The sequence below is a fragment of the Nocardioides sp. GY 10127 genome (assembly GCF_004919085.1).
GTDB lineage: Bacteria > Actinomycetota > Actinomycetes > Propionibacteriales > Nocardioidaceae > Nocardioides.
Window position 1 is genome coordinate 113,356 of the sequence record NZ_STGL01000005.1, and the last position, 26,401, is coordinate 139,756.

At 74.3% G+C, this 26,401-nt stretch carries 24 protein-coding genes; 5 read left to right on the top strand and 19 right to left on the bottom strand.

Translation table 11 applies throughout. From position 1 onward, the window contains the following. Positions 1–178: 178 nt before the first annotated feature. Entirely contained in the window at positions 179–1,561 is a 1,383-nt protein-coding gene (locus E8D37_RS07770) for a cytochrome P450 (RefSeq protein WP_240770271.1), read from the top strand. On the opposite strand, the gene E8D37_RS07775 is transcribed toward E8D37_RS07770, so the two are convergent. From E8D37_RS07775 to E8D37_RS07835, 13 genes are all read right to left on the bottom strand, one after another. Beyond that, positions 1,558–3,531, bottom strand: a complete 1,974-nt coding sequence (locus E8D37_RS07775; protein ID WP_240770272.1) for a phosphoenolpyruvate carboxykinase (GTP) — start codon at positions 3,529–3,531, stop codon at positions 1,558–1,560. The two genes, E8D37_RS07770 and E8D37_RS07775, sit on opposite strands and share 4 nt — an antisense overlap. A gap of 278 nt (positions 3,532–3,809) precedes the next feature. Continuing rightward, positions 3,810–4,868 (bottom strand): hydrogenase expression/formation protein HypE, encoded by a 1,059-nt coding sequence (gene hypE, locus E8D37_RS07780; protein ID WP_136569215.1) that lies wholly within the window; start codon positions 4,866–4,868, stop codon positions 3,810–3,812. Positions 4,869–4,896: 28 nt separating this feature from the next. After that, a complete protein-coding gene (gene hypD / locus E8D37_RS07785) occupies positions 4,897–5,997 on the bottom strand; it encodes a hydrogenase formation protein HypD (RefSeq protein ID WP_136569216.1) in 1,101 nt (366 codons plus the stop codon). After that, a complete protein-coding gene (locus E8D37_RS07790) occupies positions 5,994–6,332 on the bottom strand; it encodes a HypC/HybG/HupF family hydrogenase formation chaperone (RefSeq protein WP_136569217.1) in 339 nt (112 codons plus the stop codon). Before E8D37_RS07790 ends, hypD begins: the two co-directional genes overlap by 4 nt. A gap of 169 nt (positions 6,333–6,501) precedes the next feature. Continuing rightward, positions 6,502–8,958 carry a carbamoyltransferase HypF gene (gene hypF, locus E8D37_RS07795; RefSeq protein ID WP_206055634.1) on the bottom strand — a complete coding sequence of 819 codons (2,457 nt, stop codon included), beginning with the start codon at positions 8,956–8,958 and terminating at the stop codon, positions 6,502–6,504. Continuing rightward, the gene (locus tag E8D37_RS07800; protein WP_206055635.1) at positions 8,955–10,211 is read right to left on the bottom strand and encodes an NHL repeat-containing protein; all 1,257 of its coding nucleotides are present in this window, start codon (positions 10,209–10,211) and stop codon (positions 8,955–8,957) included. Before E8D37_RS07800 ends, hypF begins: the two co-directional genes overlap by 4 nt. Next, on the bottom strand, positions 10,208–11,122 hold the full coding sequence (locus E8D37_RS07805) for a NifU family protein (RefSeq protein WP_136569218.1): 915 nt from the start codon (positions 11,120–11,122) through the stop codon (positions 10,208–10,210). Before E8D37_RS07805 ends, E8D37_RS07800 begins: the two co-directional genes overlap by 4 nt. Next, positions 11,119–12,657 (bottom strand): hypothetical protein, encoded by a 1,539-nt coding sequence (locus E8D37_RS07810; protein ID WP_136569219.1) that lies wholly within the window; start codon positions 12,655–12,657, stop codon positions 11,119–11,121. Before E8D37_RS07810 ends, E8D37_RS07805 begins: the two co-directional genes overlap by 4 nt. 94 nt (positions 12,658–12,751) lie before the next feature. Continuing rightward, entirely contained in the window at positions 12,752–12,934 is a 183-nt protein-coding gene (locus tag E8D37_RS07815) for a hypothetical protein (protein ID WP_206055636.1), read from the bottom strand. Beyond that, the gene (locus tag E8D37_RS07820; RefSeq protein ID WP_206055637.1) at positions 12,912–13,979 is read right to left on the bottom strand and encodes a hydrogenase maturation protease; all 1,068 of its coding nucleotides are present in this window, start codon (positions 13,977–13,979) and stop codon (positions 12,912–12,914) included. The genes E8D37_RS07815 and E8D37_RS07820 overlap by 23 nt, the downstream gene beginning before the upstream one ends. Next, positions 13,942–15,570, bottom strand: a complete 1,629-nt coding sequence (locus E8D37_RS07825) for a nickel-dependent hydrogenase large subunit (RefSeq protein WP_136569221.1) — start codon at positions 15,568–15,570, stop codon at positions 13,942–13,944. Before E8D37_RS07825 ends, E8D37_RS07820 begins: the two co-directional genes overlap by 38 nt. 30 nt (positions 15,571–15,600) lie before the next feature. Further along, positions 15,601–16,572 carry a hydrogenase gene (locus E8D37_RS07830; protein WP_136569222.1) on the bottom strand — a complete coding sequence of 324 codons (972 nt, stop codon included), beginning with the start codon at positions 16,570–16,572 and terminating at the stop codon, positions 15,601–15,603. Positions 16,573–16,598: 26 nt separating this feature from the next. Continuing rightward, positions 16,599–17,117, bottom strand: coding sequence for a DUF1641 domain-containing protein (locus E8D37_RS07835; protein ID WP_136569223.1), 519 nt, complete (start codon positions 17,115–17,117; stop codon positions 16,599–16,601). Between the two features lie 209 nt (positions 17,118–17,326). Between E8D37_RS07835 and E8D37_RS07840 the strand changes: the two genes are divergently transcribed. From E8D37_RS07840 to E8D37_RS07855, 4 genes are read left to right on the top strand one after another with little or no spacing between them, the layout of a single operon-like run. Further along, on the top strand, positions 17,327–18,391 hold the full coding sequence (locus tag E8D37_RS07840; RefSeq protein WP_168929675.1) for an AraC family transcriptional regulator: 1,065 nt from the start codon (positions 17,327–17,329) through the stop codon (positions 18,389–18,391). Beyond that, positions 18,384–18,776: a hydrogenase maturation nickel metallochaperone HypA gene (locus E8D37_RS07845; RefSeq protein WP_136569225.1), complete on the top strand. Its 393-nt coding sequence runs from the start codon at positions 18,384–18,386 to the stop codon at positions 18,774–18,776. Before E8D37_RS07840 ends, E8D37_RS07845 begins: the two co-directional genes overlap by 8 nt. Then, positions 18,776–19,627: a hydrogenase nickel incorporation protein HypB gene (hypB, locus tag E8D37_RS07850; protein WP_136569226.1), complete on the top strand. Its 852-nt coding sequence runs from the start codon at positions 18,776–18,778 to the stop codon at positions 19,625–19,627. The genes E8D37_RS07845 and hypB overlap by 1 nt, the downstream gene beginning before the upstream one ends. 2 nt (positions 19,628–19,629) lie before the next feature. Beyond that, positions 19,630–20,505: a hypothetical protein gene (locus E8D37_RS07855; protein WP_136569227.1), complete on the top strand. Its 876-nt coding sequence runs from the start codon at positions 19,630–19,632 to the stop codon at positions 20,503–20,505. Between the two features lie 117 nt (positions 20,506–20,622). On the opposite strand, the gene E8D37_RS07860 is transcribed toward E8D37_RS07855, so the two are convergent. The 6 genes from E8D37_RS07860 to E8D37_RS07885 form a co-directional block, all read right to left on the bottom strand. Further along, the gene (locus tag E8D37_RS07860; protein ID WP_136569228.1) at positions 20,623–21,198 is read right to left on the bottom strand and encodes a hypothetical protein; all 576 of its coding nucleotides are present in this window, start codon (positions 21,196–21,198) and stop codon (positions 20,623–20,625) included. 136 nt (positions 21,199–21,334) lie between these two features. Beyond that, entirely contained in the window at positions 21,335–22,225 is an 891-nt protein-coding gene (locus E8D37_RS07865) for a PHB depolymerase family esterase (protein WP_136569229.1), read from the bottom strand. A gap of 255 nt (positions 22,226–22,480) precedes the next feature. Continuing rightward, complete coding sequence (catC, locus tag E8D37_RS07870) at positions 22,481–22,756, bottom strand: muconolactone Delta-isomerase (RefSeq protein ID WP_136569230.1); 276 nt, start codon at positions 22,754–22,756, stop codon at positions 22,481–22,483. A gap of 466 nt (positions 22,757–23,222) precedes the next feature. Beyond that, entirely contained in the window at positions 23,223–24,080 is an 858-nt protein-coding gene (gene catA, locus E8D37_RS07875) for a catechol 1,2-dioxygenase (protein WP_136569231.1), read from the bottom strand. 151 nt (positions 24,081–24,231) lie between these two features. Then, positions 24,232–25,335: an enolase C-terminal domain-like protein gene (locus E8D37_RS07880; protein WP_136569232.1), complete on the bottom strand. Its 1,104-nt coding sequence runs from the start codon at positions 25,333–25,335 to the stop codon at positions 24,232–24,234. An 89-nt stretch (positions 25,336–25,424) separates the two neighbouring features. Then, positions 25,425–26,387 carry a LysR substrate-binding domain-containing protein gene (locus E8D37_RS07885; RefSeq protein ID WP_136569233.1) on the bottom strand — a complete coding sequence of 321 codons (963 nt, stop codon included), beginning with the start codon at positions 26,385–26,387 and terminating at the stop codon, positions 25,425–25,427. Positions 26,388–26,401: the final 14 nt, after the last annotated feature.

A 26,401-nucleotide genomic window follows, 5' to 3' on the forward strand; every position in this document is an offset into this window, starting at 1 on the left:
CTCTATCGAGATGGAGGCCCGGGCGTCTCACCTGCACGTTCGGCACCATGCACTCCCGACGGAGTGATTTGCGCCCCTGTCCCGCGCGGTCTGGACCGTGGGAACGCAGCGTGACCTTCGCGTCATCCTGTCGTCACACCACTGGTACGCACGCTCGCCCACCCGACGGAGGACCCCCGTGTCCCAGCCCCTCGCACCCCTCGGCCAGGAGGCCCGACGCGCCGTCAGGTGGGCCGTCGGCCACGGCCTTCCGGCGGCCCTGCTGCGCCGCGCAGCCCGCCAGGGCGACCTCCAGGGCCTCATGGTCACCCGCACCGCCGGCTCCCTCGAGGCGCCGTACCCGCTGGCCACCGCCATCCGGGAGGCGGGCCCGCTGCACCGGGCCCGGTACGCCTGGACGACGGCCGACCACGCCGTCGTGAAGGAGGTGCTCAGCCACCCCGACCTGCGCAGCGGCTTCCCCCGCCCGCAGCGCGACCGGGTCCAGCGGCTCGCCCTGTGGGCCGAGGAGCCGCGGCGGCTCGGGCCGCTCTCCCCGCCGTCCCTGCTCGTGACGGACGGCCCCGACCACGCCCGCTACCGCCGCCTGGTCACCCGCGTGTTCAGCGTGCGGGCCGTGGAGGCCCTGCGCGCCCGCACCCAGGAGGTGGCGGACGCCCTCGTGGCCGACCTGCCCCGGCACGTGGGCCCGGACGGCACCGTCGACCTCGTCGAGGCGTACTGCTCACCGCTGCCGGTGACGGTGATCTGCGAGATCCTCGGCGTCCCCGCCTCCGAGCGGGAGCGGGTGGCGGCCTTCGGGCAGGCCGCGGCACCCAGCCTCGACCTCGGCCTCTCCTACCGGCAAGCCAGGCGGGTGGAGGACGCGCTGGAGGACTTCCGCACCTGGCTGGTGGCGCACCTGGAGCACCTGCGGGCGCACCCGGGCGACGACCTCATGAGCCGCCTCGTCGCCGCGCGCGACGACGAGACCGGGGACGGCCTCAGCACCGACGAGCTCCTCGCCACCGCCGGGCTGGTGCTCGCGGCCGGCTTCGAGACCACCGCCAACCTGCTCTCGAACGGGCTGGTGCTGCTCCTCGAGCACCCCGACCAGCGCGCCCGGCTGGCGCGGGAGCCGTCGCTCTGGCCGAACGCGGTCGACGAGGTGCTCCGCTACGACCCGCCGGTGCTGCTGACCGGACGCACCCCCGCGGTCGACACGGAGGTCGCGGGGCGGCGCGTCCGCGTGGGCGAGATGGTCGCCGCCGTCCTGGCCGGGGCCAACCGCGACCCGGCGGTCTTCACCGACCCCGACGTCTTCGACGTGGCCCGGGAGAACGCCCGCGAGCACCTGTCGTTCTCGGGCGGCCGGCACTTCTGCCTGGGCGCCGCCCTGGCTCGGATGGAGGGCGAGGTGGGGCTGCGGACGCTGCTCGACGCGTTCCCCGACCTCGCGCTCGGCTCGGGGGAGACCCGCGCGGCACGACGGCCCACCCGCATCCTGCGCGGGTGGGCCGTGCTGCCGGCGCACCTGGTTCCCTCGACCGTGTCGGCGCCGGCCGTCCGCAGCCGGCCCTAGGCCTGGCCCTCGGCGCCCGCCGCCTCGTCCAGCGCCGCCGCCACCCGGCGGTGCGCCTCCCAGATCTCCTCCGGCAGCCGCTCGAACTGGGCCAGGTGGTCGGCCCGGAAGCCCATCTCCTGACGCCACCGCTCGAGGTCGACGGTGAGGATCGCCTCGAGGTCGGCGGCCGGGACGTCGAGCCCGACCAGGTCGAGCTCCTCGGCCGTCGGGACGACGCCGACCGGCGTGGCGGTGCCGGTGACCTCGCCGTCCTTGAGGGCGAGCAGCCACAGCAGGGCCCGCAGGTTCTCGCGGTAGCCCGGCCAGCGGAAGTGCCCGTCCTCGGGGTCGCGCGCGAACCAGTTCACGTGGGCGAAGATCGGCTGCTCGGTGGCCGCGCCGACGACGTCCAGCCAGTGCTGGGCGTAGTCGCCCTCGCCGTAGGCCAGGAACGGCCGCATGGACATGGGGTCGTAGCGCAGCTGACCGTCCAGGCCGTCCGCCGCGAAGGTCGCCTCGGCGCCCAGCGTGAGGCCGTCGTAGACGCCCTCGGCCAGGTCCGTGATGGCCCGGACCAGCGGCTCGCGGTCGCGGGTGCGGCCGCCGAAGATGATCGCGTCGACGGGGACGCCGGCGGGCTCGGCGTAGTCCGCCGCCACGTTCGGCACGTTGGCCAGCGTGGTGGTGAACCGGCTGTTCGGGTGGGCCCACGGGGAGGTGTCCCCGGGCTCGCGGTCGGCGATCGCCTCGCCCTTCCAGTCCAGCCACCCCGTGACGTCGGCCGGCGGCTCCGCGGTGCGGCCCTCCCACCAGACCTCCTGGGTGGTCGGGTTGTAGGCGACGTTGGTGAAGATCGCGCCGCTGCCGGGCTGGATCGCCTCGAGCGCGGTCGGGTTGGTCTTCTCGTTGGTGTCCTTGGCGACGCCGAAGACGCCGAACTCGGGGTTCATCGCGTAGAGGCGGCCGTCCTGGCCCACCCACAGCCACGCGATGTCGTCGCCGTAGAAGTCCACGACGTACCGGTCGCCGAGGGCGTCCGGGGCCAGGGTCATGGCGAGGTTGGTCTTGCCCGAGGCGCTCGGGAAGCCGCCCGCCACGTGCCACCGCTTGCCCGTCTGCTTGTCGGTGATCCCGAGGAGCATGAACTGCTCGGCGAGGAAGCCCCGCCCGTCCTCGAACCCCCGGGCGGCCGAGGCGTACCCGTCGAAGCAGGCCTGGCGCAGGCCGTGCGCGATCTTGCCGAGCAGCGCGTTGCCGCCGTAGCTCGAGCCGTAGTGGAGGATCGTGCGCCGGTCGGCGACCGTGACGAAGTAGCGCTGGTCCTCCGGCGTGCCCTGGCCCAGGTTCGGCAGGTCGCCGGTGACGTGGACGGCCTTGACGAAGTCCTGGGGGTCGTCGAGGGCGTCGAGGTGGTCGATGCCGACCCGCGCCATCCGGATCATGTGCAGCACGACCGGCCGGTTGTCGGTGACCTGGACGCCGGCCGCGTACTGCGCCAGCGGCGAGCCCTCCGGGCTCATCAGGTAGGGCACCACGTACATGGTCTTCCCGACCGACTGCCCGGCCATCCGCTCGATCTGCGAGCGCACCATGTCGTCGCCCGAGCGCCAGTTGTTGTAGACGCCGCGGTGCCGCTCGTCGTCCGTGGCGACGATCGTCCGCTCCTCGCTGCGGGCGGTGTCCTTCACGTAGCTGCGCGAGTAGTAGAGGCCCTCGCCCGCGGGCTGGAGCTCACCTGCCTCCAGCGCCTCCGCGACCAGCCGCGCGTCGTCCGAGGCGTCGACCACCTCGACCCGCGACGGCTGCGTGATGTCGGCCCAGTAGCGGACGTAGGCGCGCACGTACGGGTTGCGGACCCGTCCGGCGTCCAGCGCCGCGTCCACCTCCGCCGCGCTCACCGGGGTGTCGCCACCCCGCGCGACACCGTCTTCCATCGTGCTGTCGACGCCCTGCTCGGCGACCTGCTCCATGCCCATCTCCGTGACCATCTCGATGCCCGTTCCGTCGGCCTGCGGCCGCCAACCTAGTCGCGTCCATGACCCTCGTGGGCGTTCCGACGAATTGGAACGTTCAAGACGTCCGCGCAGGTCAGAACGGGTGAGAGTCGTGCTTCCTTTACCCAGACAACCTCGCGGCCCGAGCGTCGGGCAGGGGCCTAGGGCCCGACATCCGTGAACGGTCGCGGGCCCGCGAGCAACGACGCCGCCGCCCGTTCGGGCGGCGGCGTCGTTCGGTGAGCGGTCGGGGACGACCGGTGAGCGGGGGCTCAGCAGATGCGCGGGAGCTGCTCCCCGATGGGCAGGTCGATGACGCGGGTGCCGCCCAGGCCGGTGCGGGCCACCACCATGCGCGGGTGGTCCTCGACGACCGTGCCGATGCGCACCGCCCCGAGGCCGAACGGGTGCGCGCGCAGCGCCGCCAGGGCGACGTCCGCGTGCTCCGCGGGCACGATCGCCACGAGCTTGCCCTCGTTGGCCACCTGCCACGGGTCCAGCCCCAGCAGCCCGCAGGCGTCCTTGACCTCCGCGGGCACCGGGACGTCCCGCTCGACGACCTCGATCCCCACCCCGGAGGCCGAGGCGATCTCGCACAGGGACGCCGAGAGCCCGCCGCGCGTGGGGTCGCGCAGCACGTGCACGTCGGCCCCGGAGGCGAGGAGGTCGGCGACCAGCCCGTGCAGGGGCGCGGAGTCGCTGCGGACGCCGGTGCCGAACTCCAGGCCCTCGCGGACGCTCATCACGGCCACGCCGTGGACGCCGATGTCGCCGGAGACCAGGACGACGTCGCCCGGCCGCGCGCGGGTCGGGCCGATGTGCACGCCGTCCGGGACGACCCCGATGCCGGCGGTGTTGACGTAGACGCCGTCGCCGGAGCCGTGGTCGACGACCTTGGTGTCGCCGGTGACCAGCTGGACGCCGGCGGCCTCGGCGGCCTTGCCCATCGCGGTGGCGATGCGCCCCAGGTCGGCCATCTCGGTGCCCTCGGCCACGATGAAGCCGGTCGAGAGGTAGAGCGGCACCGCGCCCGACATCGCCAGGTCGTTGACCGTGCCGTTGACGGCCAGGTCCCCGATGCACCCGCCGGGGAAGAACATCGGCTTCACCACGTAGGAGTCCGTCGAGAACGCCAGCCGCCCGGCCGGCCGCGGCAGCACGGCGGAGTCGCCCAGCTCGCCGGGCGAGGCCGCCGCGAACGCCGGCAGGAACAGGTTCTCCACCAGCTCGGCGCTCATCGCGCCGCCGCCGCCGTGGCCCATCACGACCTGCGGGGTGTCGCGCAGCGGCATCGGGCAGGTCCAGCCCTCGAAGTCGAGGTCGTTGCTCATCTTCTCTTCTCCTCCGGTCGTGCCGGCGTCAGCGCGTGGTCAGCTCGAGGCGGCGGTAGGCGTAGTACGCGGCGCAGGCGCCCTCGGAGGAGACCATCGTGGCCCCCAGCGGGTTGCGCGGCGTGCACTCCTTGCCGAAGGCGGCGCACTCGTGGGGCTTGATCAGCCCCTGGAGCACCTCGCCCGAGCGGCACAGCGGCGACTCCTCGGTCACGATGTCGGTGACCTGGAACCGCAGCTCGGCGTCGAAGTCGGCGTACTTGTCCGCCAGCCGCCAGCCGGACCCGGGGATGCGGCCGATGCCGCGCCACGTCCGGTCGGTGACGGTGAAGACGTCCTCGAGCATCGCCTGGGCCGCCGGGTTGCCCGCGGCGGGGACGGCGCGCTCGTAGGCGTTCTCCAGCTCGTGCCGGCCCTCCTCGAGCTGCACGATCGTCTTGCGGATGCCCTCGAGGATGTCGAGGGGCTCGAAGCCGGTGACGACGATCGGGACGCCGTACTTCTCGGCCAGCGGCGGGTACTCCTCGGTGCCCATCACGGAGCAGACGTGGCCGGCGGCCAGGAACGCCTGCACCCGGCAGGTGGGCGACTCCATGATCGCCGACATCGCCGGCGGGACGAGCACGTGGCTGACCAGCAGCGAGAAGTTCGTCAGGCCCAGGCGGCGGGCCTGGTGCACCGTCATCGCGTTGGCCGGGGCGGTGGTCTCGAAGCCGATGCCGAAGAAGACGACCTGCTTGTCGGGGTTCTCCACGGCCAGCTGGACGGCGTCCAGCGGCGAGTAGACGACGCGGACGTCGCCGCCGCGGCTCTTGATGGTGAACAGGTCCCGGTCCGAGCCGGGCACGCGGAGCATGTCGCCGAACGAGCAGAAGATGACGTCGGGGCGCTCGGCGATGGCCAGGGCCCGGTCGATCGTCTCCAGCGGCGTCACGCAGACCGGGCAGCCGGGGCCGTGGATCATCTCCACGCCGTCGGGCAGGAGCTGGTCGATGCCGTGCCGGATGATCGAGTGGGTCTGCCCGCCGCACACCTCCATCAGCGCCCAGGGGCGGGTGGTGACGGCGTGGATCCGGTCGAGCAGCCGCTTGGCGAGGTCCGGGTCGGAGAACTCGTCCAGGTACTTCACGAGGCCACCCCCGGCGTGGTCGGGTCGACGCCCCGGGCGGGCTGCCCGACGGGGTTGGGCATGCCCGCGTCCCGGGCCGCCAGCGCGAAGCCGTCGCCGAACTCCTCCTCCAGGATGCCCATCCGCTCGAACGTCTCGAGGGTCTCCTTTGCGGAGGCCTCGTCGAGCCGCTGGATGGCGAAGCCCACGTGCACGATCACGTACTCCCCGACGGTGATGTCGGGCAGGTAGGCGAGGCAGACCTTCTTGCGGGCGCCGCCGAAGTCGACGTCGGCCATGGTCGTGCCGCTCTCCTCGTAGACCTCCAGGACTCGCCCAGGGACGGCCAGGCACATGGTGTTCTCCTTCGGTTGGCGGTGCTCTGCTTCAGGTGCTGCTTCGGGGTGGTGCTGCGGGGTGGTGCCGTGTGGTGCTGGTGCTGCGTGAGCGGGGGGAGAACCCCTTCACTCTGCCTCCGCGGGGCGACGCGGCCAAGGGGTCGGGCCCTCCGCCGGGCGGGTGGGGTCAGACGTCCCGCGCCGCCGGTGACGAACGGGCCAGGACGGCCGCGCCGACGGCGGCCTGCCCCAGGGCGAGCCCCCCGTCCGTGCACGGCACGACCGCGTGGTGGAGGACGTCGACGCCGCGCCCGCGCAGGGCCGCGACGACGGTTTCCAGGAGGAGACGGTTGACCCATACCCCGCCGCTGAGCCCGACGGCGGAGGCCCCGTGCCAGGCCGCCTGCTCGGCGGCGAGGGAGGCCAGGGCCGTGCCCAGGCCGGTGTGGAAGGCCAGCGCGAGGTCGCCGGGGTCCTCGCCGAGGCGGGCGCGCAGGGCGAGGTCGCGGACGGCGGGGCGGACGTCCAGCCGGGTCAGCCCGCCGGCGTCCTGCACGAGGTCGAAGGCGACGGGCTCCGGGGACCAGGAGGCGCGGGCCGCGCGGCGGGCGACCGCCTCGAGCTCGATGGCCGCCTGGGCGTCGTAGCTCGTGCGGTGCCGGACGCCGAGGATCGAGGCCGCGACGTCGAAGAGCCGCCCGGTGGAGCTGGTGTCGACCGCCCCCTCGCCGGAGAGGTGCACCCGCTGGAGGAGCGACTGCTCGGCCTCCGAGAGCTCCTCGCCGACCGCGGAGCCCTCGAGGTCCACGCCCGCGTCGAGCAGGGCGAGGGCGGCGGTGCGCACGGGGTTGCGGACGCCGGCGTCCCCACCGGGCAGGCGGACGGTGCCGAGCGCGGCCACCCGCTCCACCTGGGTGCCGCCCTCGCTCAGCACGAGGAGCTCCCCGCCCCACACGGTGCCGTCGCAGCCGTATCCGGTGCCGTCCAGGACGACGCCCAGCAGCCGGTCCTCGAGCCGGCCGTGCTCGGCGGCGAGCGCGGCCAGGTGCGCGTGGTGGTGCTGCACCTCGTGCGTCTGGACGCCCAGCTCCGAGGCGAACCGGCGGGCCCAGGCCCGGGAGGCGTACCCGGGGTGCGCGTCGCAGACCAGCAGGTCGGGGCCGGCCCGGTGGAAGGTCAGCAGCGCGTCGGTGACCCGCTGGTGGTGCTCGCGCGCGGCGAGCGAGGCCAGGTCGCCCACGTGCCCGGAGACGTACGCGCGACCGTCGCGCACCAGGGCCACGGTGTTCTTGATCTCGGCGCCGGCGGCCAGCACCACCGAGGAGGGGTCGGCCCCCGGCAGCTCGACCGGCTGCGGCGCCCACCCGCGCGAGCGACGCACCGGCACGGCGCCGAGCGCCCCGCTCCACGCCACCACCGAGTCCTCCACCGGCACCGCGATCGGGCGGTCGTGCGCGAGCACCAGGTCGGCCGGGCCGTCGCCGGCGAGCCTCGCCACCGCGTCCGCGTCGTCCACGCAGAGCGGCTCGCCGGAGACGTTGCCCGAGGTCATCACGAGGAACATCGGGGCGCCGGGGCCGCCGTCGGGGTCCGCGCCCAGGAGCAGGTGGTGCAGCGGCGCGTAGGGCAGCAGGACGCCGAGCTCGTCCAGGCCCGGCGCGACGCCCTCGACCAGGGGCCCGCCCTCGAGCGCGGGCAGCAGGACGACGGGACGCTGCGGGGACTCCAGGAGCGCCTCGGCGCCGGAGCCATCCCCGCCGGTGTCCACGATCGCGCGCGCCGCCTCCAGGTCGCGCGCCATCACGGCGAACGGCTGGTCGGGGCGGTGCTTGAGCCGGCGCAGCCGCGCCACGGCCGCCGAGCTCTGGGCGTCGCACGCCAGGTGGTAGCCACCGACTCCCTTGATCGCCACGACCCGGCCGGCGCGCAGCGCCGAGGCGGCCGCGGAGAGCACCGGGTCTGTCCCCCGCGCCACGACGTCGCCGCTGCGGTCGAGCAGCCGCAGGGTGGGCCCGCAGTCGTGGCAGGCGATCGGCTGGGCGTGGTAGCGCCGGTCCGTCGGGTCCTCGTACTCGGCCCGGCAGGCGGGGCACATCTCGAACCCGGCCATCGTGGTGGCGGGTCGGTCGTACGGGAGGTCGGTGATGATCGAGAGCCGCGGCCCGCAGTGGGTGCAGGTGACGAAGGGGTGCCGGTAGCGGCGGTCCTCGGGGTCCGCCAGCTCGGCCAGGCAGGCCGCGCAGGGCGCGGTGTCCGGCGGGACCTCGGTGCGCGCCGCGCCCTCCACCGGCCCGGTCTCCGACGCCACGATACGGAAGCCGGACGCGCCGGTGGGCTCGACGTCCGTCGTCTCGACGTCCCCGACGCGCGCCAGCGGCGGCGCCTGGGAGACGAGGCGGTCCAGCAGGGCGTCGACCGCCCCGCGCGGCCCCTCCACCTCGAGGACGACGGAGGCGGCGTCGTTGCGGCACCAACCGGCCAGCCGCAGCTCGCGGGCGAGCACCGCGACGTGCGGGCGGAAGCCGACGCCCTGGACGACCCCGCGCACGACCGCGCGTCGACGCACCACGCCGGCGGGGCGGTCGTCGCCGCCGATCGCCACGGGGTCGAACGGGTCGAGCGGGGCCGTCGGGAAGGAGCTCACGCCAGGCCACGCTGCCAGAGGACGACACGGTTGTTGCCGGAATCGGCGACAGCCACGGTCTCGACGGGCACTTCCCCGTGCGCGGAGGCACCCGCCACGGGCCGGTGCCAGTGCACGCCGTAGGGCCAGCAGAAGGTGTCCGCGGCGACGCGCTCCCAGCGGTTCTCGCCGTTGGCGGCGTAGGTCGGCTGGCCGAGCACCGCGACCGGCAGGGCGTCGCCCACCGCGTCCGTGCCCGGGTAGAGCAGCACGCGGTTGTTGGCGGTGTCGGCCACGGCGGTGCCCCACGCGCCCGCGCCGGTCACCGTGGCCAGCCCGTAGGGGAAGCGCATCCGCCCCGCCTGGGAGACGTAGGGGAACTCGGTGCCGGTGACGAGGTCGGGCTGGCCGAGCACGGCGTCCGCGGGGGCGTCGGCCTCGGGGTGCACGTCCCAGCGCAGGACGCGGTGGTTGCCGGCGTCCGCGACGAGGAGGCCGCCGGTGCCGGTGCCCGCCATCGCGTGCGGCCAGCGGAAGGACGCCGGGCCGACCTCCCCGCCGCGGTTCTCCTCCCGGGCGTGCTCGTCGGGCTGGCCCAGGACGACGTCGGCCGGGCGCCCGTCGAGGGGCAGGCCGTCGCGCCACACCAGGACGCGCCGGTTGCCCGTGTCGGCGACGTGGAAGCGGCCGTCGACCAGGGCGATCCCGAAGGGCCAGTAGAAGGTGCCGGCGTCCGCCTCGCCGCCGGCGTTGGGTTCCACGTCGGACGCGCTCGGCTGGCCCAGCACGTGGTCGGGCGGGGTGGCGGTGGCGGTCGGCACCTCGTCCCACACCAGCAGCCGGTGGTGCCAGGCGTCGGCGACGACCAGGCGGCCGTCCACGACGAGGACGCCCGTGGGCAGGTACATCCCGTTCTCGGGGCCGGCACCGCCGGCGGCCGGGCCCTCGGTGTGCTCGTCGGGCTGGCCGAGGACGACGTCCGCCGGCGTCCCGTCGGCCGTGGGCATGGTGTGCCACACGAGCACGCGGTGGTTGCCGGTGTCGGCGGCGACGACCCGCGTGCCGTCGGTCCACACCGCGCGCGGGCCGTACATCCAGGCGGCCGTCGGGCTGGCCGGGGGCAGCGCGAGGCCGCCGGGCGAGTCGGCGCCCAGCACCACCGCGGGCCGCCAGCCGTCGTAGGTGGACGGCGGGGCGTCGGGGGTGTCCGGGACGCCCAGCCCGGGCACGTGCCCGGTGTGCACCTGCCCGGGGGCGATGACGCGGACCTTCACGACCGGCCCCCGACGGCCGCGTGCGCGCCGCGCACCCAGACCCGACCGGCCTCGACGCGCACCGGCACCTGCTCCAGCTGTGCACCCGGCATCGAGGTGCACTCCCCCGAGTCGGCGTCGTAGCAGAAGCCGTGCCACGCGCAGGTGAGCGTGCCGGCGTCCGGGTCGACCAGCGCGTTGGCCAGGCTCAGCCCCTGGTGGGCGCAGCGGTCGACGTAGGCCTGGACCCCGAGCCGCGTCCGCACCACGACCACGTCGGTGGAGGCGGCGTCGTCGACGGCGGTGGCGGTGCGCAGGTCGCCCAGCCCGAGGTCGTCCGCCCCCGTGTCCGTCCACCCCGCGGCGACCAGCTCGGTGGCGGTGTCGCCCGCGTCGGCGGGGCGGAGCCCGATCGCGGACAGCGGGATGACGGTGGGGCTCGGCTCGTTCGGCACGACCTCGACGCCCCGCAGGCCGGGCACGCCGGCGGTGAGCGCGGCCTCCACGGTCTCGCGCAGCGTCACCGACGCCATCGAGCAGCCGTTGCAGGCGCCCTCGAGCCGGATGTAGGCGATCCCGTCCTCGACGCGGTCCAGCGACGCGTCCCCGCCGTGGGAGGCGAGCGTGGGGCGGACCTGCTCCAGCGCCACGCTCGCGGCGGTCGTCGGGTCCGGCCGGATCACCCCCAGCACGGTGAGCAGCATCCGGACCTCGGGCACGTCGACGAGCGCGAAGAGCAGCTCCTTGCCGCGGGGGTCCTCCCGGAGCCCCCGCACCATCGCCACGACGCCGCGCCGGTGCAGCTCGGTGTGCGCGGCCAGCGCCTCCTCCAGGACGTCGCCCTGGCCCGCGTCCGCGGCCCGGGCCGTGGCCTCGTCCAGGCGCGCGGCGAGCTCCTCCAGCGACAGCGGGCCGAGGTCGGGGGCGCTCATCGGGCGTCCGTCCCCGCGCCGTTCCCGGCGTCCGGCCGGCCGGTCGGGCGCTGGCTGGGGTCGACCCGCGTCACCCGCCGCGGCGGCGGCACGGAGTCGCCCGCCGGCAGGTTGATCGAGCCCGCGTCGATGCTGACGCCCATCCCCGACGTGAACGAGGTGGGGGCGTCCATCCGGCTCATCGCCTCCACCTGGCGGGCCAGGTCGTCGAGGTCGGTGTCGGGGTCGGTGACGCCGACGCGGGCGATCTCGTCCTGGAGGCCCCGGACGGTGAGCGCGCCCTCGTGGTCGAGCTCGGTCTCGAACAGGTACCGGGCCTCCGCGAGCGCGGCGCGGGCCTCGTCCAGCGCCCCCGCGTGGGCCAGGGCGTTGCCCAGGTTCATCAGCAGGCGGGCGCGGCCGACGGCGTCGTCGTCGCGGGTGCCGGAGTCGACGACCTCCTGGTAGAGCCCGATCGCCTCGACCAGGTTCTCCGAGCGGTGCTGCGAGGGCGTGTAGACGAGCGCGTTGGCCAGGTTCACCGTGGCCGTCGACCACGGGCCGGGGTGGGTCTCCGGCGTGAACACGCGGCGGCAGGCGCGCAGCGACTGGGCGGCCACACCCAGCCGCAGCTGGTCGCTGGCCTGGGTCATCGGGACGGCGAGGTGGGCGGCGGCCAGGTCGAGCTGGACCGAGGCCCACAGCTCGGGGGCCGACGTCTCCGAGACGAGCCCGAGGGCGTCGTAGTAGTGCCCCATCGCCTCGCGCATGAGGGCCGCGCGCTCGACGTCGCGGGGCTCCTCGGCGGCCCGTTCGTGGACGCACAGGCCCAGCTCGTGCAGCAGCTCGGCGCGCACCTCGGGCAGGTCGCTGCCCTCGAGCGCGTCGGTGGAGCGGCGCAGGAGGGTGCCGACCTGCTCGGCGGGCGCGCCCGCCTCGCGCAGCAGCGAGGCGGTGTTGCCGCGCAGCATCGCGGCGAGCGCGGGCCCGCGCGCGTCCGCGGCCTGGGCCGCGTAGCCCAGCAGGGCGCAGGCGACGTCGGGCGAGCGCTGCTCGAGCGCGGCGCTGGCCCGGGTGGCGAGCACGAGGGCGCCCACCTCGGGCTCGGAGCGCACCTGCTCCGGGGTCGGCTCGGCCGGCACCTCGGCACCGGGGACCCCGATCGTCCACGCGACCACGTCGACCAGGGGCCGCAGGTCCTCGGGCAGCCCGGCGCGCACCGCGTTCGGCTCGGCGGTCGCGGGGTCGAGCAGCCACCGGTTGAACGCCACGAGCGGGTCGCCCGCCCGGGGGGCCCACGCCGCGAGGGCGCCCGCGAGGTCGCCGGCGTGCGCGGCGGCCACCGGCGCCAGCCCGCTCGGCCACACCGGCGGCACCCGCCCGGCGGCGAGGTTGGCCCGCACGGCCAGGGACTCGGCGTCGTCGCCCAGCAGGAGCAGCCCCTGGGGCAGGGGGAAGACGCCCAGGCCGCGGGGGGCGCCGGCGCCTGAGCCCGGCCCCTCGACGGCCGCGTCCTCACCCGGCGCGGTCGGGAGCTGCTGCTGGGTGGTCGTCATCGGTGTTCCCCCTGGTGAGCGAGTGGTGCTGCGGGTTGGTGCTGCGAGCGGTGGAGCAGGGCCTGGAGCGAGCGGTGGTGCCGGTCAGGGCTGGTCAGGGCTGGTCGGGGCGGGGCGGGCGTCGTCGGGAGGCCGTCCGCTCCACGACGGACGCGGCGGTGCGGGCGAGCGCCTCCGTGCGGTAGGTCTCGAGCCGGCGCCGCTCGACCCCGTCGGGGCCGAGGACCAGCAGGTAGACCGCCCACTGGCCGCGCTCAGCCACCACCTCCGTGCTCACCTCCGGCACCGCCACCCCCGTGGTCCGACTCGTGCGTGCGGAGCGCGACGCGCAGCACGCCGCGGCCCTCGTCCCAGTCTGCGTCGAGCGTCCCCGGCTCGGCCACGGTCCTGCCCACCGGGGAGGAACCGACGCTGAAGCCGAGCACCTCCGAGAGCAGGACGGCGCGGTCGCCCGCGGCGTTGCGCTGCTTGAGCACCAGCCCGCCGTTGCCGGGGCCGACCAGCGGAAGCAGCTCGAGGACCGGGTGCGCCGCCCCGGCGTCCCCGCCTGCCCCGGAGTCCGACGCCGAGCCCTCCACGACCCGGGCCACCAGGGCCGACTCGGGGAACCAGCGCTCGGCCTGGGCCGCGCTGAGGTGCAGCGAGCCGCCCGCGGTGAGCGTGACGGTCTCCCCCGCCGGCCGGGCCGGGTAGAACTCGCGCTCGAGCAGGTCGGCGAGCACCGCCACCTGCGGCTGCACCTTCTCGCTCAGCGGCTGCCCGGGCTCGAGCGCACCGGCCTCGCAGAGCAGGACCGTGACGTCGGTGGGCGCGTGCGGCCCGAGCAGCCAGGAGGACAGCGCGAGCGCGTGGTCCCAGCGGAAGTTGTGGCTGTGCAGGCCGGCCAGCGGCGGGGTCTCGCCCAGCTCCGAGGCGGGCAGCCGGTAGAGCGTCCCCGGCTCGGCCCCGGTCGCGCACGCGTCCACGAGGACGACGCGCGCGGCGCCGCGCATCCCGAAGGCCACGTCCATCCCCGCGGTGCCGCCGTCGACGAGGCGCACCCCCTCGGGCACGCCCCGTTCGTAGAGGGTGCGCACGAGCACGGGACCGAACGCGTCGTCCCCGCGCAGGATGTTGCCGCAGCCGACCACGAGCAGGTCGCACGGCTCCGGCGCGAAGCCGTCGTCGAGGAGCTCGTGGGGCGCCTGCGTCGCGACCGCCGCCTGCCCGGCGGCGGGAAGCGCAGGACCGCCCGACCCCTCGGTCGGGCGGCCTGCCTGCGGGACCGGTGCCGTGGCCGTGGCCTCAGACCATCCCGTTGATGACGAAGTTGTTGAGCTCACGGCCCGTCTTCCCGTCGTACGCGTGCACCGTGCAGACCAGGCAGGAGTCGAACGAGCGGGCCACGTGACCGAGCTCGACCGGGTCCTCCATGTCCTTGATCGGCGTGCCGATCAGCGCCTGCTCGATCGGACCCAGCGTCCCCTCGCTGTCGCGGGGGCCGATGTTCCAGGCGGTCGGGGTGATCACCTGGTAGTTCGCGATCTTGCCGTTCTCGATGACGATCCAGTCCTGGAGCGCGCCTCGAGCGGCCTCGGTGGCGCCCCAGCCCTTGCCGTTCTCGAGCTCGGCGGGCTTGGTGTGGAACGAGCCCTGGAGGTCGATCTTCGACAGCCAGTCCATCACCCAGGTGAAGTACTTGGGCGCCTCGTGCATGCGCGCCATCTGGCGCACGAACACCGAGGGGCCGAGCTTGGCCAGCATGTCGATGAACAGCGGGTCGGAGTCCTGGTGCGAGCCCGGGTTCGGGGCACCGGCCGCGACGCGGCGGGCCAGCGGGCCGGCCTCGAGCGGGGTCCGGCCCAGGCCGGGGACCTCGTAGCGGGGCGACTTGGCCCAGGAGTACTTGCCCTTCTCGCGCGACTTCACCGGGTCCAGCGGGTCGGTCTCGCCCTCCCACGGGTGCAGCGGGCGGCTGCCCGAGTAGAAGGAGTGGGTGACGTCCTCGGAGACCAGCATCTGGTCGTAGTCGAAGTGCTGGCCGTTCGCGTAGACGCCGCCGCGACCGATGAGCGCGTCCTGACGCCCCTCGACGGTCGGGTTCTCGTAGAGGGAGGGCTCGAGGTACGTGCCCGGCGCGATGAAGTTGCCGCAGCCGGCGCCGTACTTGTCCAGCCCGATCTCGAGGGCGTAGCGGATGAAGAAGCCGCAGTCGGAGTTGTACTGGGACTCGTTCTCGTTGACCCAGGCCTGCATGTCCTCCCAGGTCTTGATCTCCATCCACCGGTCGATGGAGCAGCCCAGCCACTCCTTCTCGAGCCAGTTGTCCTTCCAGTGGTTGAGGATCGCGGTGGCGCGGGTGACGTCCGCCAGGTTCGGGGCGCTCATCACGCCGCCCGGCACCATGAAGGACGAGTGGGGCCACTGGCCGCCGAAGATCGCGTAGACCTCGACCGGCTTGCCGGAGAGGACGACGCCCTTCTGGTAGCTCGTGCCGACGTAGGGCGCGAAGCGGCGGACCGCCTCGTCGTACATCGGGTTCCCGGCGTAGTTCTTGTTCACCAGGTCGATCGCGAACAGCGCGTAGAAGTACCGCGGGATCGACTGGAGCGTCTCGCAGGCCTGGGCGATGTTGCGGATCAGCGTCGCGTTCTGCGGCACGTGCGTCTTCCACGCCGTGTCGAGGGCGTAGCAGGCCTTGTAGAGGTGGCTGCCACCGCAGATCCCGCAGATGCGCGGGGTCACCACCAGGCCGGCCTGCGGGTCCTTGCCGCGCAGGATCATCTCGAAGCCGCGGAACATCGCGGCCTCCGTCCACGCGGAGGTGACGACGCCGTCCTCGATGGTGACGCGGACGTCGAGGTCACCCTCGACGCGGCCCATCGGTGAGACGAAGAGGTCCACGGATCCCGCGGAGGAGTCGACTGCAGTCATCGGTTCGTGCTTCCTTTCCCGACATGCTCGTCAGACGACGAACATGTCCTCCTTCGACCACGCGGGCGCGGCGATGCGGGCGGCGGCGGCGTGCGCCATGTAGGTGAGGTGGTCCGAGCCCTCCGGGACCTCCTTGGGGATCGTCCCGCTGACCTTCTGCGTCTTGAAGACCGTTCCCGGCGCGAGGTCGAAGAACGGGAACTCCGGCTCCGTGCAGCCCAGGCACGGCATGCCGGCCCGGGTCTTGGAGGACTGCCGGTTCCACAGGATGCGGTTGCAGGGGCTGTGCGTCATCGGGCCGCGGCAGCCGAACTCGTAGAAGAGGCAGCCGGTGCGGGTGCCCTCGCCGAAGCTGAACGTCGACTGCTTGTACTCGAAGAACTGGACGCGGGTGCAGCCGGTCTGGGTGAACGTCTTGAAGAACGTCTGCGGCCGGTGCAGGTCGTCCAGGGCGATGTCGCCGGCGCGGCCGGTGGCCAGGGCCACGAGGATCTGGGTGATCCAGTCGGGGTGCGCGGGGCAGCCGGGGATGTTGATGACCGGCAGGCCGGACTTGCTGCGCCAGTCGGGGCCCAGGAACCCGCCGCGCTCGCGCTTGTGGAACTGCAGCCCGGTGGAGTCGCTCGGGTTGGGCGCCATCGCCGGGATGCCGCCCCAGCAGGCGCAGTCGCCGATGGCGACGACGATGCTCGCGGCCTCGGCCAGCTCGGTGACCCAGTCGATCATCGGGCGGTCGGCGAACACGTCCATCGTGCCGCTGCCGTCCGGGCCCTTGATGATGGATCCCTCGAGCACGAAGATGTCGAGGTCGCGCTCGCCGGAGGCGCAGTCGCGGAAGATCTTGGTGGCGTTCTCGCCCAGCTCCATGCCGAGCGAGGGGTGCCAGAGCAGCTCGAGGCCGAAGTCGACGATCAGGTCGACGACGCTGGGCTCCTCGGCGTTGAGGAACGACATCGTGTTGCCCGAGCAGGCGCCGGCCTGCAGCCACAGGACTGAGCTCACTGAGGTTCTCCTGGTGTGCGGCGCCCTCAGGCGCGGGTGGTCGGGGTGTCGGGTCCCTTGGCGACCTCGCGGCCGATCGCCTTGGCGACGGTGGCGAAGTAGCTGATGGCCCGGTTGACGTCCGGGTCCTTGAGGAGCTTGAGCAGCGACAGCGGGCCGCCGACCTCGATCGGCGCCGCCTTGTAGTCCTCCCCGCCCTGGACGAGGCCGCGGGCCAGGACGGAGACCTGGTCGACCGCCTCGGGCGTGAGCAGGTCCGCGTTGATGAGGCGGACGGCCGCGCCGGCCACCTTGGGGACGTCGACCTGGAGCTCGCCGAGGAGCTCGTTGCCCTCCACGGTGGCGCGGGCGTCCACGACCGCCTCCATGAGGGAGGCGCCGATCGACTCCGAGCGGGCCAGGAACCCGTCGAGGCCCTCGAGCAGGACGGCGACGAGGTCGGCGTGCTCGAGGAGCGTGGCGAGGCTGGCGGCGACCTGCGGGTCGTCCAGCCTCGAGGCGAGGATCGCGGCGGGCCCCTCGGGGCGCGGTGGTGCGACGGTCATGCCTGTCCTCCCGGTCGTCCGGCCTGCGCTGGTAAGGCCGAAAGTAGGCAGTTGTGCGGGCCGTCACTATCGGATGCGCGCAGGGCCTGTCGGATTCGCGCAAGTTCCTGGTGCGGACGCGCAACGGGGCACAGAATCGAGTGAGGGCGGCCACGGGGGACGGCCGCCCGGCCCCGCGCCGGGGCTGTCCGCGAGCAACAGGGGGTGGCGTGGACGACCTGCTCGGACGGGTGCGCTTCATCGACGTCGCCCGCACCCGTGAGCCCGTGCGGCCGCGCCGGCGCTCCCGCGGGGTGCCCGTCGCCCTGGCCGACCACCCGCTGGTCGACACCACCGACCTGGCCGCCGCCGAGGCCGCCGTCTCCCGCCTGCTGGGCCACGCCCAGCTCGCCCCGGACCCCGCCTGGCGCGACCGGTTCCGCTGCCGCCTCAACGCCGTCACGCTGCTCGACACCACGCTGGCGCACCTCGACCTCGGCGTGCCCAGCCACCTCGGCGTGCCCGCCAGCCCCGACGCGTTCACCGTGCAGATGACCGCCTCCGGCAGCGCCGAGGTGACGATCGACGGCGTCACCGAGGAGCTCTCCCCGTTCCACGCGCTCGTGGTCTCCCCGGGCACCGCCTACCGGCTCAGCACCGGCGCGGACTCGCCGCAGACGATCGTCCGGCTCGAGCGTCCGGCCGTCGAGCGCCAGCTCTCGCGCATGCTGGGCCGCCGGCTCCCCGAGCCGCTCGTCTTCGACCCGGTGGGGGACCTCACCTCGGACGCGGCGGGCCGGTGGACCGCCGCCCTCTCGATGGTCTTCACCGAGGTCGTCAGCCCCGCCTCGCTCGTGCGGCAGGGGGTCGGCGCGGGGGCGCTCGAGGAGCTCCTCATCTCCTCGCTCCTCTACGTCCACCACTCCAACTACACCGAGGCGCTGCGCAGCCCCGGCACCAGCGGCCGGCGGGCGGTGCGCAAGGCGGTGGAGTACATCGAGCGGCACCTGGCCGAGCAGATCCGGCTGGAGGACCTCGCCGAGCACGCGCAGATGAGCACCCGCTCGATCCAGGCGGGCTTCAAGGAGGACCTGGGGACCACGCCGGTCGCCTACATCCGGGACCGGCGGCTGGACGCCGTCCGCCGGACCCTCATGGAGTCCGCGCCGGGCCTCACGGTCACCGACGCTGCCTCCCGCTGGGGCTTCTCGCACCTCGGCTCGTTCTCGGTGATGTACCGCGAGCGGTTCGGCGAGTCCCCCTCCACCACGCTGAAGGAGGCGTTCCGTGCATGAGCTGAGCCTGTGCCGCTCCATCGCGCAGATCGCGGACCGGGCGCGGCAGGGCCGCCCCGTCGCCGCGGTGCACCTGCGGGTCGGGCAGCTGCGACAGGTGGTCCCCGAGACGCTCGTCTACTGCTGGGGCCTCGTCACCGACGACGGCCCGCTGGCCGGCTCGCGCCTCGAGGTCGAGTCCGTGCCCGTCGTCCTGGACTGCCGCGCCTGCGGCGAGACCACCCGCGTCGCGCACGTCCTCGTGCTCACCTGCGCGGCCTGCGGCTCCGGCGACATCGAGCTGCGCACCGGCGAGGAGTTCCTCGTGACCAGCCTCGACCTCGGCCCCCCGGCCGACGAGCCGGCACCCACCCCGACACCCACCCTGAGAGAGCAGGAGGCCTGATGGGCCGCTTCCACCGTCACGACGACGGCACCGTCCACGAGCACGACCACGAGGACTCCCACGACCACTCCCACGGGGAGCACGGGGACCACGGGCACGCCTCCGCCGCCGACTCCGAGCACGGCGACCACTCGGCCTACGAGACCGGCACCGAGCGCGTCGAGGTGCTCGAGCGGATCTTCGGCGAGAACGACCTCGCGGCCGCCGAGAACCGCACCGCCTTCGACGCGGCCGGCGTCACCGTCGTCAACCTCATGTCCTCCCCGGGCGCGGGCAAGACCTCGATCCTCGAGCGGACGCTGGAGCACCTCCAGTCCGCCGGCACCCGCGCCGGCGTCGTGGAGGGCGACATCGAGACCTCCATCGACGCGGACCGCCTCGCCGGCTTCGGCGCGCAGATCTCGCTGCTCAACACCGGCGACGGCTTCGGCGGCGAGTGCCACCTGGACGCCCCGATGGTGCGCCGGGCGCTCGACCGGCTCGACCTCGACACCCTCGACCTGCTGATGATCGAGAACGTCGGCAACCTCGTCTGCCCGGCGGAGTTCGACGTCGGGGCGCACCGCTCGGTGATGGTCTACTCGCTCACCGAGGGCGAGGAGAAGCCGCTGAAGTACCCGGTGATGTTCCGCTCCTGCGAGCTCGTGCTGCTCAACAAGGTCGACCTCGTGCCCTACCTCGACGCCGACCCCGCCCTCTTCGCCGAGAACCTGCGCCGGGTGAACCCGACCGCGCGGGTCATCGAGGTCTCCGCCCGCACCGGGCAGGGCCTGGAGGAGTGGTACGCCTGGCTGGCGGAGGCCGGGGTGACGACCGTGACCGAGGGCGAGCCGGTCGGCTCGGGGGCCTGAGGGTGGCCGTCCCGCGGATCGACCAGGCCGACGGCGTCCTCGGGTTCGGCTGGACGACGCCCACCGGCGAGCCCGCCCGGCTGGCCGACCTGCTGGCGCTGCCGGACGCCGAGCCGCACCGCTGGCTGCCGACCCACCTCGAGGCGCTGGACGACGTGCTCATCGCCGTCACCGGCGCCCTCGGCGAGGTGCTCGGCGGCGGCCGCGCGCCGCGTCCCGAGGAGCGCGAGGACCTGGCGGCCGCCTACGTGGCGCTCGACCGGGCGGTGCTCGAGTACGCGCGGGCGGCCGAGGCCGCCGACGTCCTGGGTGTGCCCCGGGACCTGCGCGCCGGGCAGATCCTCGGCACCGCCCACCTGGTGGGGGTCCGGGCCCGGTACTGCCTCGGCCTCGCGGGGGTCCCCCCGTTCGAGGGCGAGCTCGACACCCCGGGGCCGGGCATGGTCGGCGGGTTCGCCGGCCTGCACCGCGTCGACGACGCCCAGCCCTGGCGGGGTGCCCGCTGGCTGGTCGTGACCGAGGACGGCCGGCGCCTCCCGGCGTCCCTCTCGATGCTGCTGCACGACTCCTCGGGGGTCGACAAGGAGGCCACCCTGCGCGAGCACCGCGAGGCGCTGGCGCAGGTCACCGAGGCCGTGGACGGCGCCCCGGGCTCCCCCGGCGGGGTGCCGCGCGGCGGGGAGCTGGAGGCGGCGGGCGCCGTCGACTGGCTGCTGTTCGACTGGGTGATGGCCCACCGGGAGTCGGAGTCCGGGGCCGGCGTGGAGATCCGCAGCGGGAAGGTCGAGGACGCGACGATGATCGTCGCCGCCGCGGCCGCCTCCGTGGCGGTGCGCGCCCGGTTCGACCCCGCCCTCCTGCCCCTTGCGAGCCAGTAGGGCGGGGTCCGCGGACTGCCGCTATCCGCTCCGTCATCGAGGGTGCGCCGCGGCCGGCGGGGCGCCCGGGAATTGTTCAGGCACCCGCGCGCGGGAGCAACAACTCCCTCCGGCGGGTCAGAACCCGCCCGGGCCGCCGCCGGGGCCGCCGGGACCGCCCCCGTGGCCGCCGGGTCCACCGGGGCCGCCGCCGAAGCCGCCCGGCCCACCGAAGCCACCGGGCCCCCCGAACCCCCCGAAGCCACGCCCGAACCCGCCGCCACCGAACCAGCCCAGGTCCCAGAAGGGGCGCCGGTGGTGCTCGAAGAGCGCCTCGAACAGCGCGGAGCCGACGACGCCGAGCGCGAGGCCGGCGAAGAGGCCACCCATCACGGAGCGCTTGTCGCTGCCGAGCACCCGCTCGAGCGTGCCGGGGTTGCGCATCTCGGTGCGGGTGGCCACGCGGGCCAGGGCGCGCGGGTCGTCGCTGAGCTGGGCACGCTCGGCGGGGGTGATCTCGTCGCTCAGCGCCACCAGGACCTGCTGGCGCTGGTCCGGGGTCAGCCGGGCGAAGGCCTCGGCGTGGGCCTGCTCGATCTCCTCCGGCGGCGCGGTGCGCAGGACGTAGCGGTACCGCTCGATCGCGGCCTGGTCGGACGAACCGCCGTCACCGCCGTAGGCGCCGTAGCCGGTGCTGGAGTACGTGCTTGCCATGGGAACCTCCTGTGCTGGGTTCCCTCCACGGTGGCGCGGGGGCTCGTCGGCGGGCCGTGCCGGCCGTGTGCGGTCGCTGTGGGGCCGCGGGGCCTCCGGCGCTCCCGGTGGCTCGGGCTCGGGCGGCCCCGGAGGCTCAGGCCTCGGCGGCGGCGGAGAAGAACCGCCAGGCGGCCTCGCCGGTGTCGAGCGCCCGGTTCGTGGCGCCCATCTTCCGGAAGGCCCGGACCCGCAGGTTCGGCACCGAGTGCCCGCCGCCGTGGACGCTGAGCAGCGACACCGGCGGGCGGCCGTCCTGGCGCCAGGAGAGGTGCTGGACCGAGGTCGCCCCGTCGTCCGCGAGGCTCGTCTCGGTGGCCGAGGAGCTGATGCCGTTGCGCCAGACCCAGTAGGAGCTCGAGTCCTGCACCGAGAGGTTCTCGCCGCGGGCCTGGCCGAAGAGGGTGGCCACGCCGCCGGCGTACGGCACGACGGGGTCGTGGGTGCCGTGGACCATGAGGACCGGCACGGGGACCTCGCGGTCGTCGAGGTCGAGGTTGTCGGCCACCGGGAGCGTCGCGCCGATGAGGGCCACGCCGTGGGCGAGGTCCGGACGCTCGAAGGCGAGCGTGCTGGCCAGCATGCCGCCGTTGGAGAAGCCGGTGACGTAGGTGCGGGCCCGGTCGACGCCGGTGCGGGCCACCAGGTCGTCGATGACGTCGGAGACGAACGAGACGTCGTCCACGCCGTCGCCGCGGTCCTTGGCCGGGCTGCTGATCCGGCCGTCCACCCACAGGCCCTCGATCGCGTCGGGGTAGGCGACGACGACGCCGTGGCGCTGGGCCAGGTCGTCGAAGGTGCCGCCGGAGAACTGCCGGAACGAGTCGCCGTCCATCAGCGAGCCGTGGAGCACGACCATCGCCGCGGCGCCCGGGCGGACGTCGGCGGGGCGGACGACCCGGTAGGAGCGACGTCGCCCGCCGGAGAGGAGGTCGACCCGCTCGGTGACGGGTGCGGGCTGCTCGGGGGTGACGGCGAGGGCGGACATCTGGGCCTCCTGGACGGGACGGACGGCCCTGGCGGTCGTCCGTGAAGGACAACCGACACCCTGCCCGGGTCCTGCCCGGTTCGCACCGTCTCCCTGGTCACACTCCGAACCGAATGGAGCGATCCAATCCGTTATGCGGACGGAAACCGGACGGTCGCGAACGGAAGTCGTTCATGCGCCCCAGGTCACACCGCGCCTGACGGCCTCCCCTCCCCCGGTGGCCGGGCGGCTGGCGCCTCCGGGGCGGCCGGGGGCTCAGATCGCGGAGGGGTGCGTGGCGAGCGCCGTGACCTCGATGTCCATGTACGGAAAGAGCGGGAGGCCCCAGATCACGTCGTTGAGCGCGTCGCCGTCGGGCACGTCGAAGACCGAGAGGTTCGAGTAGGTGCCGGCGATTCGCCACAGGTGGCGCCACGTCCCGGCCCGCTGGAGCTCCTGGGCGTAGGCCTTCTCGCGGGCGACGGTGTCGGCGCGGACCTCGGGGTCGAGGTCGTGGGGGATGTTCACGGTCATCGTCACCGCGAAGAGCACGGGTTCTCCTGATGGGGTCGGGGTCGGGGTCGGGTCCGGGTGGCGTTCGGTCCTCGTCGTCACGTGGACCCAACGCCCGGGGTGCGCCGAGGTTGGCTCTCTGACCTGCGCAGATGCGGGGCAGGTGGCGGGAGGCAGCGGGTTCGGTCCTCATGGAGGACGGTTTCGGGTGGCGTTCGGTCCTCGTCGGCACGAGGACCCAACGCCCACACGTTCGGTCCCAGTGGGCACGAGGACCGAACACCCAGGGTTCGCCGAGGCTGCAGTCAGGTCAGCCTTCTGACCTGCGCAGATGCGGGGCGGGTGGGTGGAGGCGGCGGGTTCGGTCCTCGTGGAGGACGGTTCCGGGGACTGCTGGCCCGCCCCGCAGGCACGTGCGGGGCGGGCCGGTGGCCGGCGAGAGGTGCCGGCCGGGCCTGGTGCAGCGCAGGCCGCGTCAGGCCGGGTCAGGCCGCGTCAGGCCGGGTCAGGCCGGGTCGAGGACGAAGTCGTACCCGACCTCGTTGCCCATGCCGTCCGCCTTGGCCGTGGGCCGCAGGATGAGCTCCGGCTTCACGGCGTCCGCGATGTCGGTGTCGATGTACTCGCCACCGTCGAAGTAGAGCTGGGTGGTGATGAGGAGGTGCCCGGGCGCGCTCACCTTGAGGTGGAGGTGCGCGGGGCGCCAGGCGTGCCAGCCCGCGGCGGCGATGAGCTTGCCGCAGGAGCCGTCGGTCGGGATCTGGTACGGCGCCGGCTGGAGCGTGTGGATCATGAACCGGCCATCGGCGTCGGTGGTGAACGTGCCGCGCAGGTTCCACTCCGGGATGCCGGGGGCGAACTGGCTGTAGAGGCCGAGGTCGTCGGCGTGCCACAGGTCGACGGTCGCGTTCGCGAGCGGGGTGCCGTCCACGGCGCGGACCTGGCCGGAGAAGTCGAGCGGGGTGCCCGGCTCGTCCTCGCGCATGGGCAGGGTGCCCTCGGAGCCGAGCTGCGGGGAGCCGGGGACGTAGTACGGGCCCTCGATGGTGCCCTTGGAACCCTCGCGGTCGGCGTTGGCGACCTCCTCGACCACGTGCTCGATCCACACGTCGAGGAAGAGCGGCCACTCGCCGTCCTCGCCGACGCTGATCAGCCAGCTCTTGAGGGCGTCGTACTCGGCGTAGGTGACCTGCTTCTCGCGGATGACCTCGTGCAGCGCCTTGATCGCGGCGGTGGCGACCTCGTCCACGCGGGCCGGGTCGACGGCGACGGACTCACCCTGCTTGTTCTTGAAGACGCTGGTGGCGTTGGCACCGGAGTTGGCGGCGGTCGCGGTGACCTCGCGCTCGAGGGACTGGGTCATCGGTGGTGCTCCTTCTCTTCACCCGGGGACGTCCCCGGTGACGTGGGTGGAGGCGGTGCGCCTGGTGGCGGTGCGCCTCGGTGGCGGTGCTGCTGGTGTGGCTGCGGTGCTCGTGTGCTGGTGGCGTGCTGGGACTGCGGCGGTGCCGTGGTCAGGTGTCCTGGCGGTAGCGGGCGAGCTGCTGCTCGTCGACCTCGACGCCCAGGCCCGGCCCCTGCGGGACGCGGAGGGCGCCGCCCTCGATGACGAGCGGCTCCGCCAGGAGGTCGTCGCTCATGTCGAGGAAGTTGGAGAGCTCGGCCGGACGCCGGGCGCTCAGCTCGTGCGCGGCGCCGAACGCGGCGGTGGCGACCGTGCCGAGCTGGGTGTCGATCTGGTTGCCCATCACGACCTCGACCCCGAGGCCCTCGCAGAGTCCGAGGACGCGCTGGCTGGTGGTGAAGCCGGTGCGGGCCGTCTTGATCGAGATGCCGTTCGCGGCGCCGGCGAGCAGCTCGCGGGTGATCTCCGCGGGCGTCGTGGCCGACTCGTCGGCGAACTGCGGGATGGTCGCCTGCTGGGTGAGCCAGCGGCGGCCGAGCACGTCGTCGGCGGGGCACAGCTCCTCGGCCATGGTGAGGCCGAGGTCGTCCATGGCGCGCAGGGCCTGCGCGGCCTCGGCCGGGGTCCAGCCGCGGTTGCCGTCGACGTAGAGCTCGACGTCGTCGCCGAGCGCCGTGCGCAGCGCCCGGACGGCGTCCGTGTCCTGTCGCCACGGCCGGCGGCCCACCTTCACCTTGAAGGCGGTGACGCCGTGCAGGTCGCGCATGCGCTCGGCGTCCTCGACCATCCGCGCGGCCGGGGCGAAGCCGACCATGTGCGAGACGCGCAGCCGGTCGGTGAACCCGCCGAGCAGCTCGCTGACGGAGACCCCGAGGGTGCGGCCGAGCGCGTCCCACAGGGCGATGTCGACGGCCGCCTTGGCGACCGGGTTGCCGACCGTGCGGTGCAGCCGGGCCCGGGCGGTCTCGCGCTCGAGCACGCTCAGCCCGGTGACCTGCGGGGCGAAGATCCCGGTGACGGCCGCGACCACGGAGGCCTGCGTCTCGCCGTAGGTGAACGGCCGCGGCGGGGCGTCGGCGGTGCCGACGACGCCGTCGTCGGTGTGCACCCGGACGAGCACGTGCTCGGCGGCGTGCACCTCCCCCGAGGCGAAGCGCAGCGGCTTGCGGTAGGCGACGGAGTACGGGATCGCCTCGACCGCGGTGATCTTCATGTGGGGAGACTCACACGACTATCGAGACGAGGGAAGGACTCGTTGCGTCTCGATCATGACTCCTAGCCTCTCGTTGCAGGTGGCGGCCGTCACATCGCGGCGGAATCTTCCGCGGAATCCCCCGCTGGAGCTCCCGCGGGACCCCCGCCGGTCCCCGGCCGACGCGAGCGATCGGCGACGACGGTCCGGACGACGTCCAGGACCCTGCGCACGACCGGCGAGGCCTCCCCCGCCCGGTGCGCGACCGCGAGCTCCACGTCCGCGGAGGCCGCCACGAGGGGCCGGTAGGTGGCCCCGGTGATCCGCAGGTGCTGCACCGACTCCGGCACCAGCGCCACGCCCAGGCCGGCCGCGACGAACGAGACCAGCGTGGACGTCTCGGCCACCTCGGCGCCGTGCGGCGAGAAGCCGGCCTCCTGGCACGCGGCCTGCACCGCGTCGTGCACCACCGAGCGCTGGTGGCTGGGGTAGGTGACGAACGGGTCCTCGGCCAGCGCGGCCAGGTCGACCCGCCCGTGCCCGGCCAGCCTGTGGGTCTCGGGCAGGACGACGACCAGCCGCTCGCGCCGCAGGGGGTGCACCTCGATCCCCGGGTCACCGACGGGCGGGCGCAGCAGCCCGACGTCCAGGTCGTGCCCGAGCAGGCCCTGGACCTGTCGCGGGGTGAGCAGCTCGCCACGCAGGTCGGCCTCCACCCCGGGCAACCGCGAGCGCAGGGCCCGGCTGATCGCGGGCAGCAGCTCGTAGGTGGCCGAGCCGGTGAACCCGATCGAGACCCGGCCCACCATCCCGCCGGCCACGAGCGCGGCCTCCTCGTTCGCCGCCTCGACCCGGGCCAGGACGTCCCGCGCCCGCTCGAGGTAGCGCTGCCCCGCGGGGGTCAGCTCGACCCGCCGCGAGGTCCGCTCGAGCAGCCGCACCCCCAGCTCGGCCTCGAGCTGCTTGATCTGCTGGCTCAGCGGCGGCTGGGCCATGTGCAGCCGCTCCGCGGCCCGCCCGAAGTGGCACTCCTCCGCGACCGCGACGAAGTACCGCAGGTGGCGCAGCTCCATGGGCGGAGCCTAGA

Excerpts from the sequence above, each read along its gene's own strand:
- E8D37_RS07885 (WP_136569233.1), bottom strand. The coding sequence starts at position 26,387 with ATGGAGCTGCGCCACCTGCGGTACTTCGTCGCGGTCGCGGAGGAGTGC.
- E8D37_RS07810 (WP_136569219.1), bottom strand. The coding sequence starts at position 12,657 with ATGACGACCACCCAGCAGCAGCTCCCGACCGCGCCGGGTGAGGACGCG.
- E8D37_RS07825 (WP_136569221.1), bottom strand. The coding sequence starts at position 15,570 with ATGACTGCAGTCGACTCCTCCGCGGGATCCGTGGACCTCTTCGTCTCA.
- E8D37_RS07865 (WP_136569229.1), bottom strand. The coding sequence starts at position 22,225 with ATGTCCGCCCTCGCCGTCACCCCCGAGCAGCCCGCACCCGTCACCGAG.
- catA (WP_136569231.1), bottom strand. The coding sequence starts at position 24,080 with ATGACCCAGTCCCTCGAGCGCGAGGTCACCGCGACCGCCGCCAACTCC.
- E8D37_RS07880 (WP_136569232.1), bottom strand. The coding sequence starts at position 25,335 with ATGAAGATCACCGCGGTCGAGGCGATCCCGTACTCCGTCGCCTACCGC.
- E8D37_RS07775 (WP_240770272.1), bottom strand. The coding sequence starts at position 3,531 with ATGGTCACGGAGATGGGCATGGAGCAGGTCGCCGAGCAGGGCGTCGAC.
- hypB (WP_136569226.1), top strand. The coding sequence starts at position 18,776 with ATGGGCCGCTTCCACCGTCACGACGACGGCACCGTCCACGAGCACGAC.
- hypE (WP_136569215.1), bottom strand. The coding sequence starts at position 4,868 with ATGAGCAACGACCTCGACTTCGAGGGCTGGACCTGCCCGATGCCGCTG.
- E8D37_RS07790 (WP_136569217.1), bottom strand. The coding sequence starts at position 6,332 with ATGTGCCTGGCCGTCCCTGGGCGAGTCCTGGAGGTCTACGAGGAGAGC.
- E8D37_RS07835 (WP_136569223.1), bottom strand. The coding sequence starts at position 17,117 with ATGACCGTCGCACCACCGCGCCCCGAGGGGCCCGCCGCGATCCTCGCC.
- E8D37_RS07860 (WP_136569228.1), bottom strand. The coding sequence starts at position 21,198 with ATGGCAAGCACGTACTCCAGCACCGGCTACGGCGCCTACGGCGGTGAC.
- E8D37_RS07805 (WP_136569218.1), bottom strand. The coding sequence starts at position 11,122 with ATGAGCGCCCCCGACCTCGGCCCGCTGTCGCTGGAGGAGCTCGCCGCG.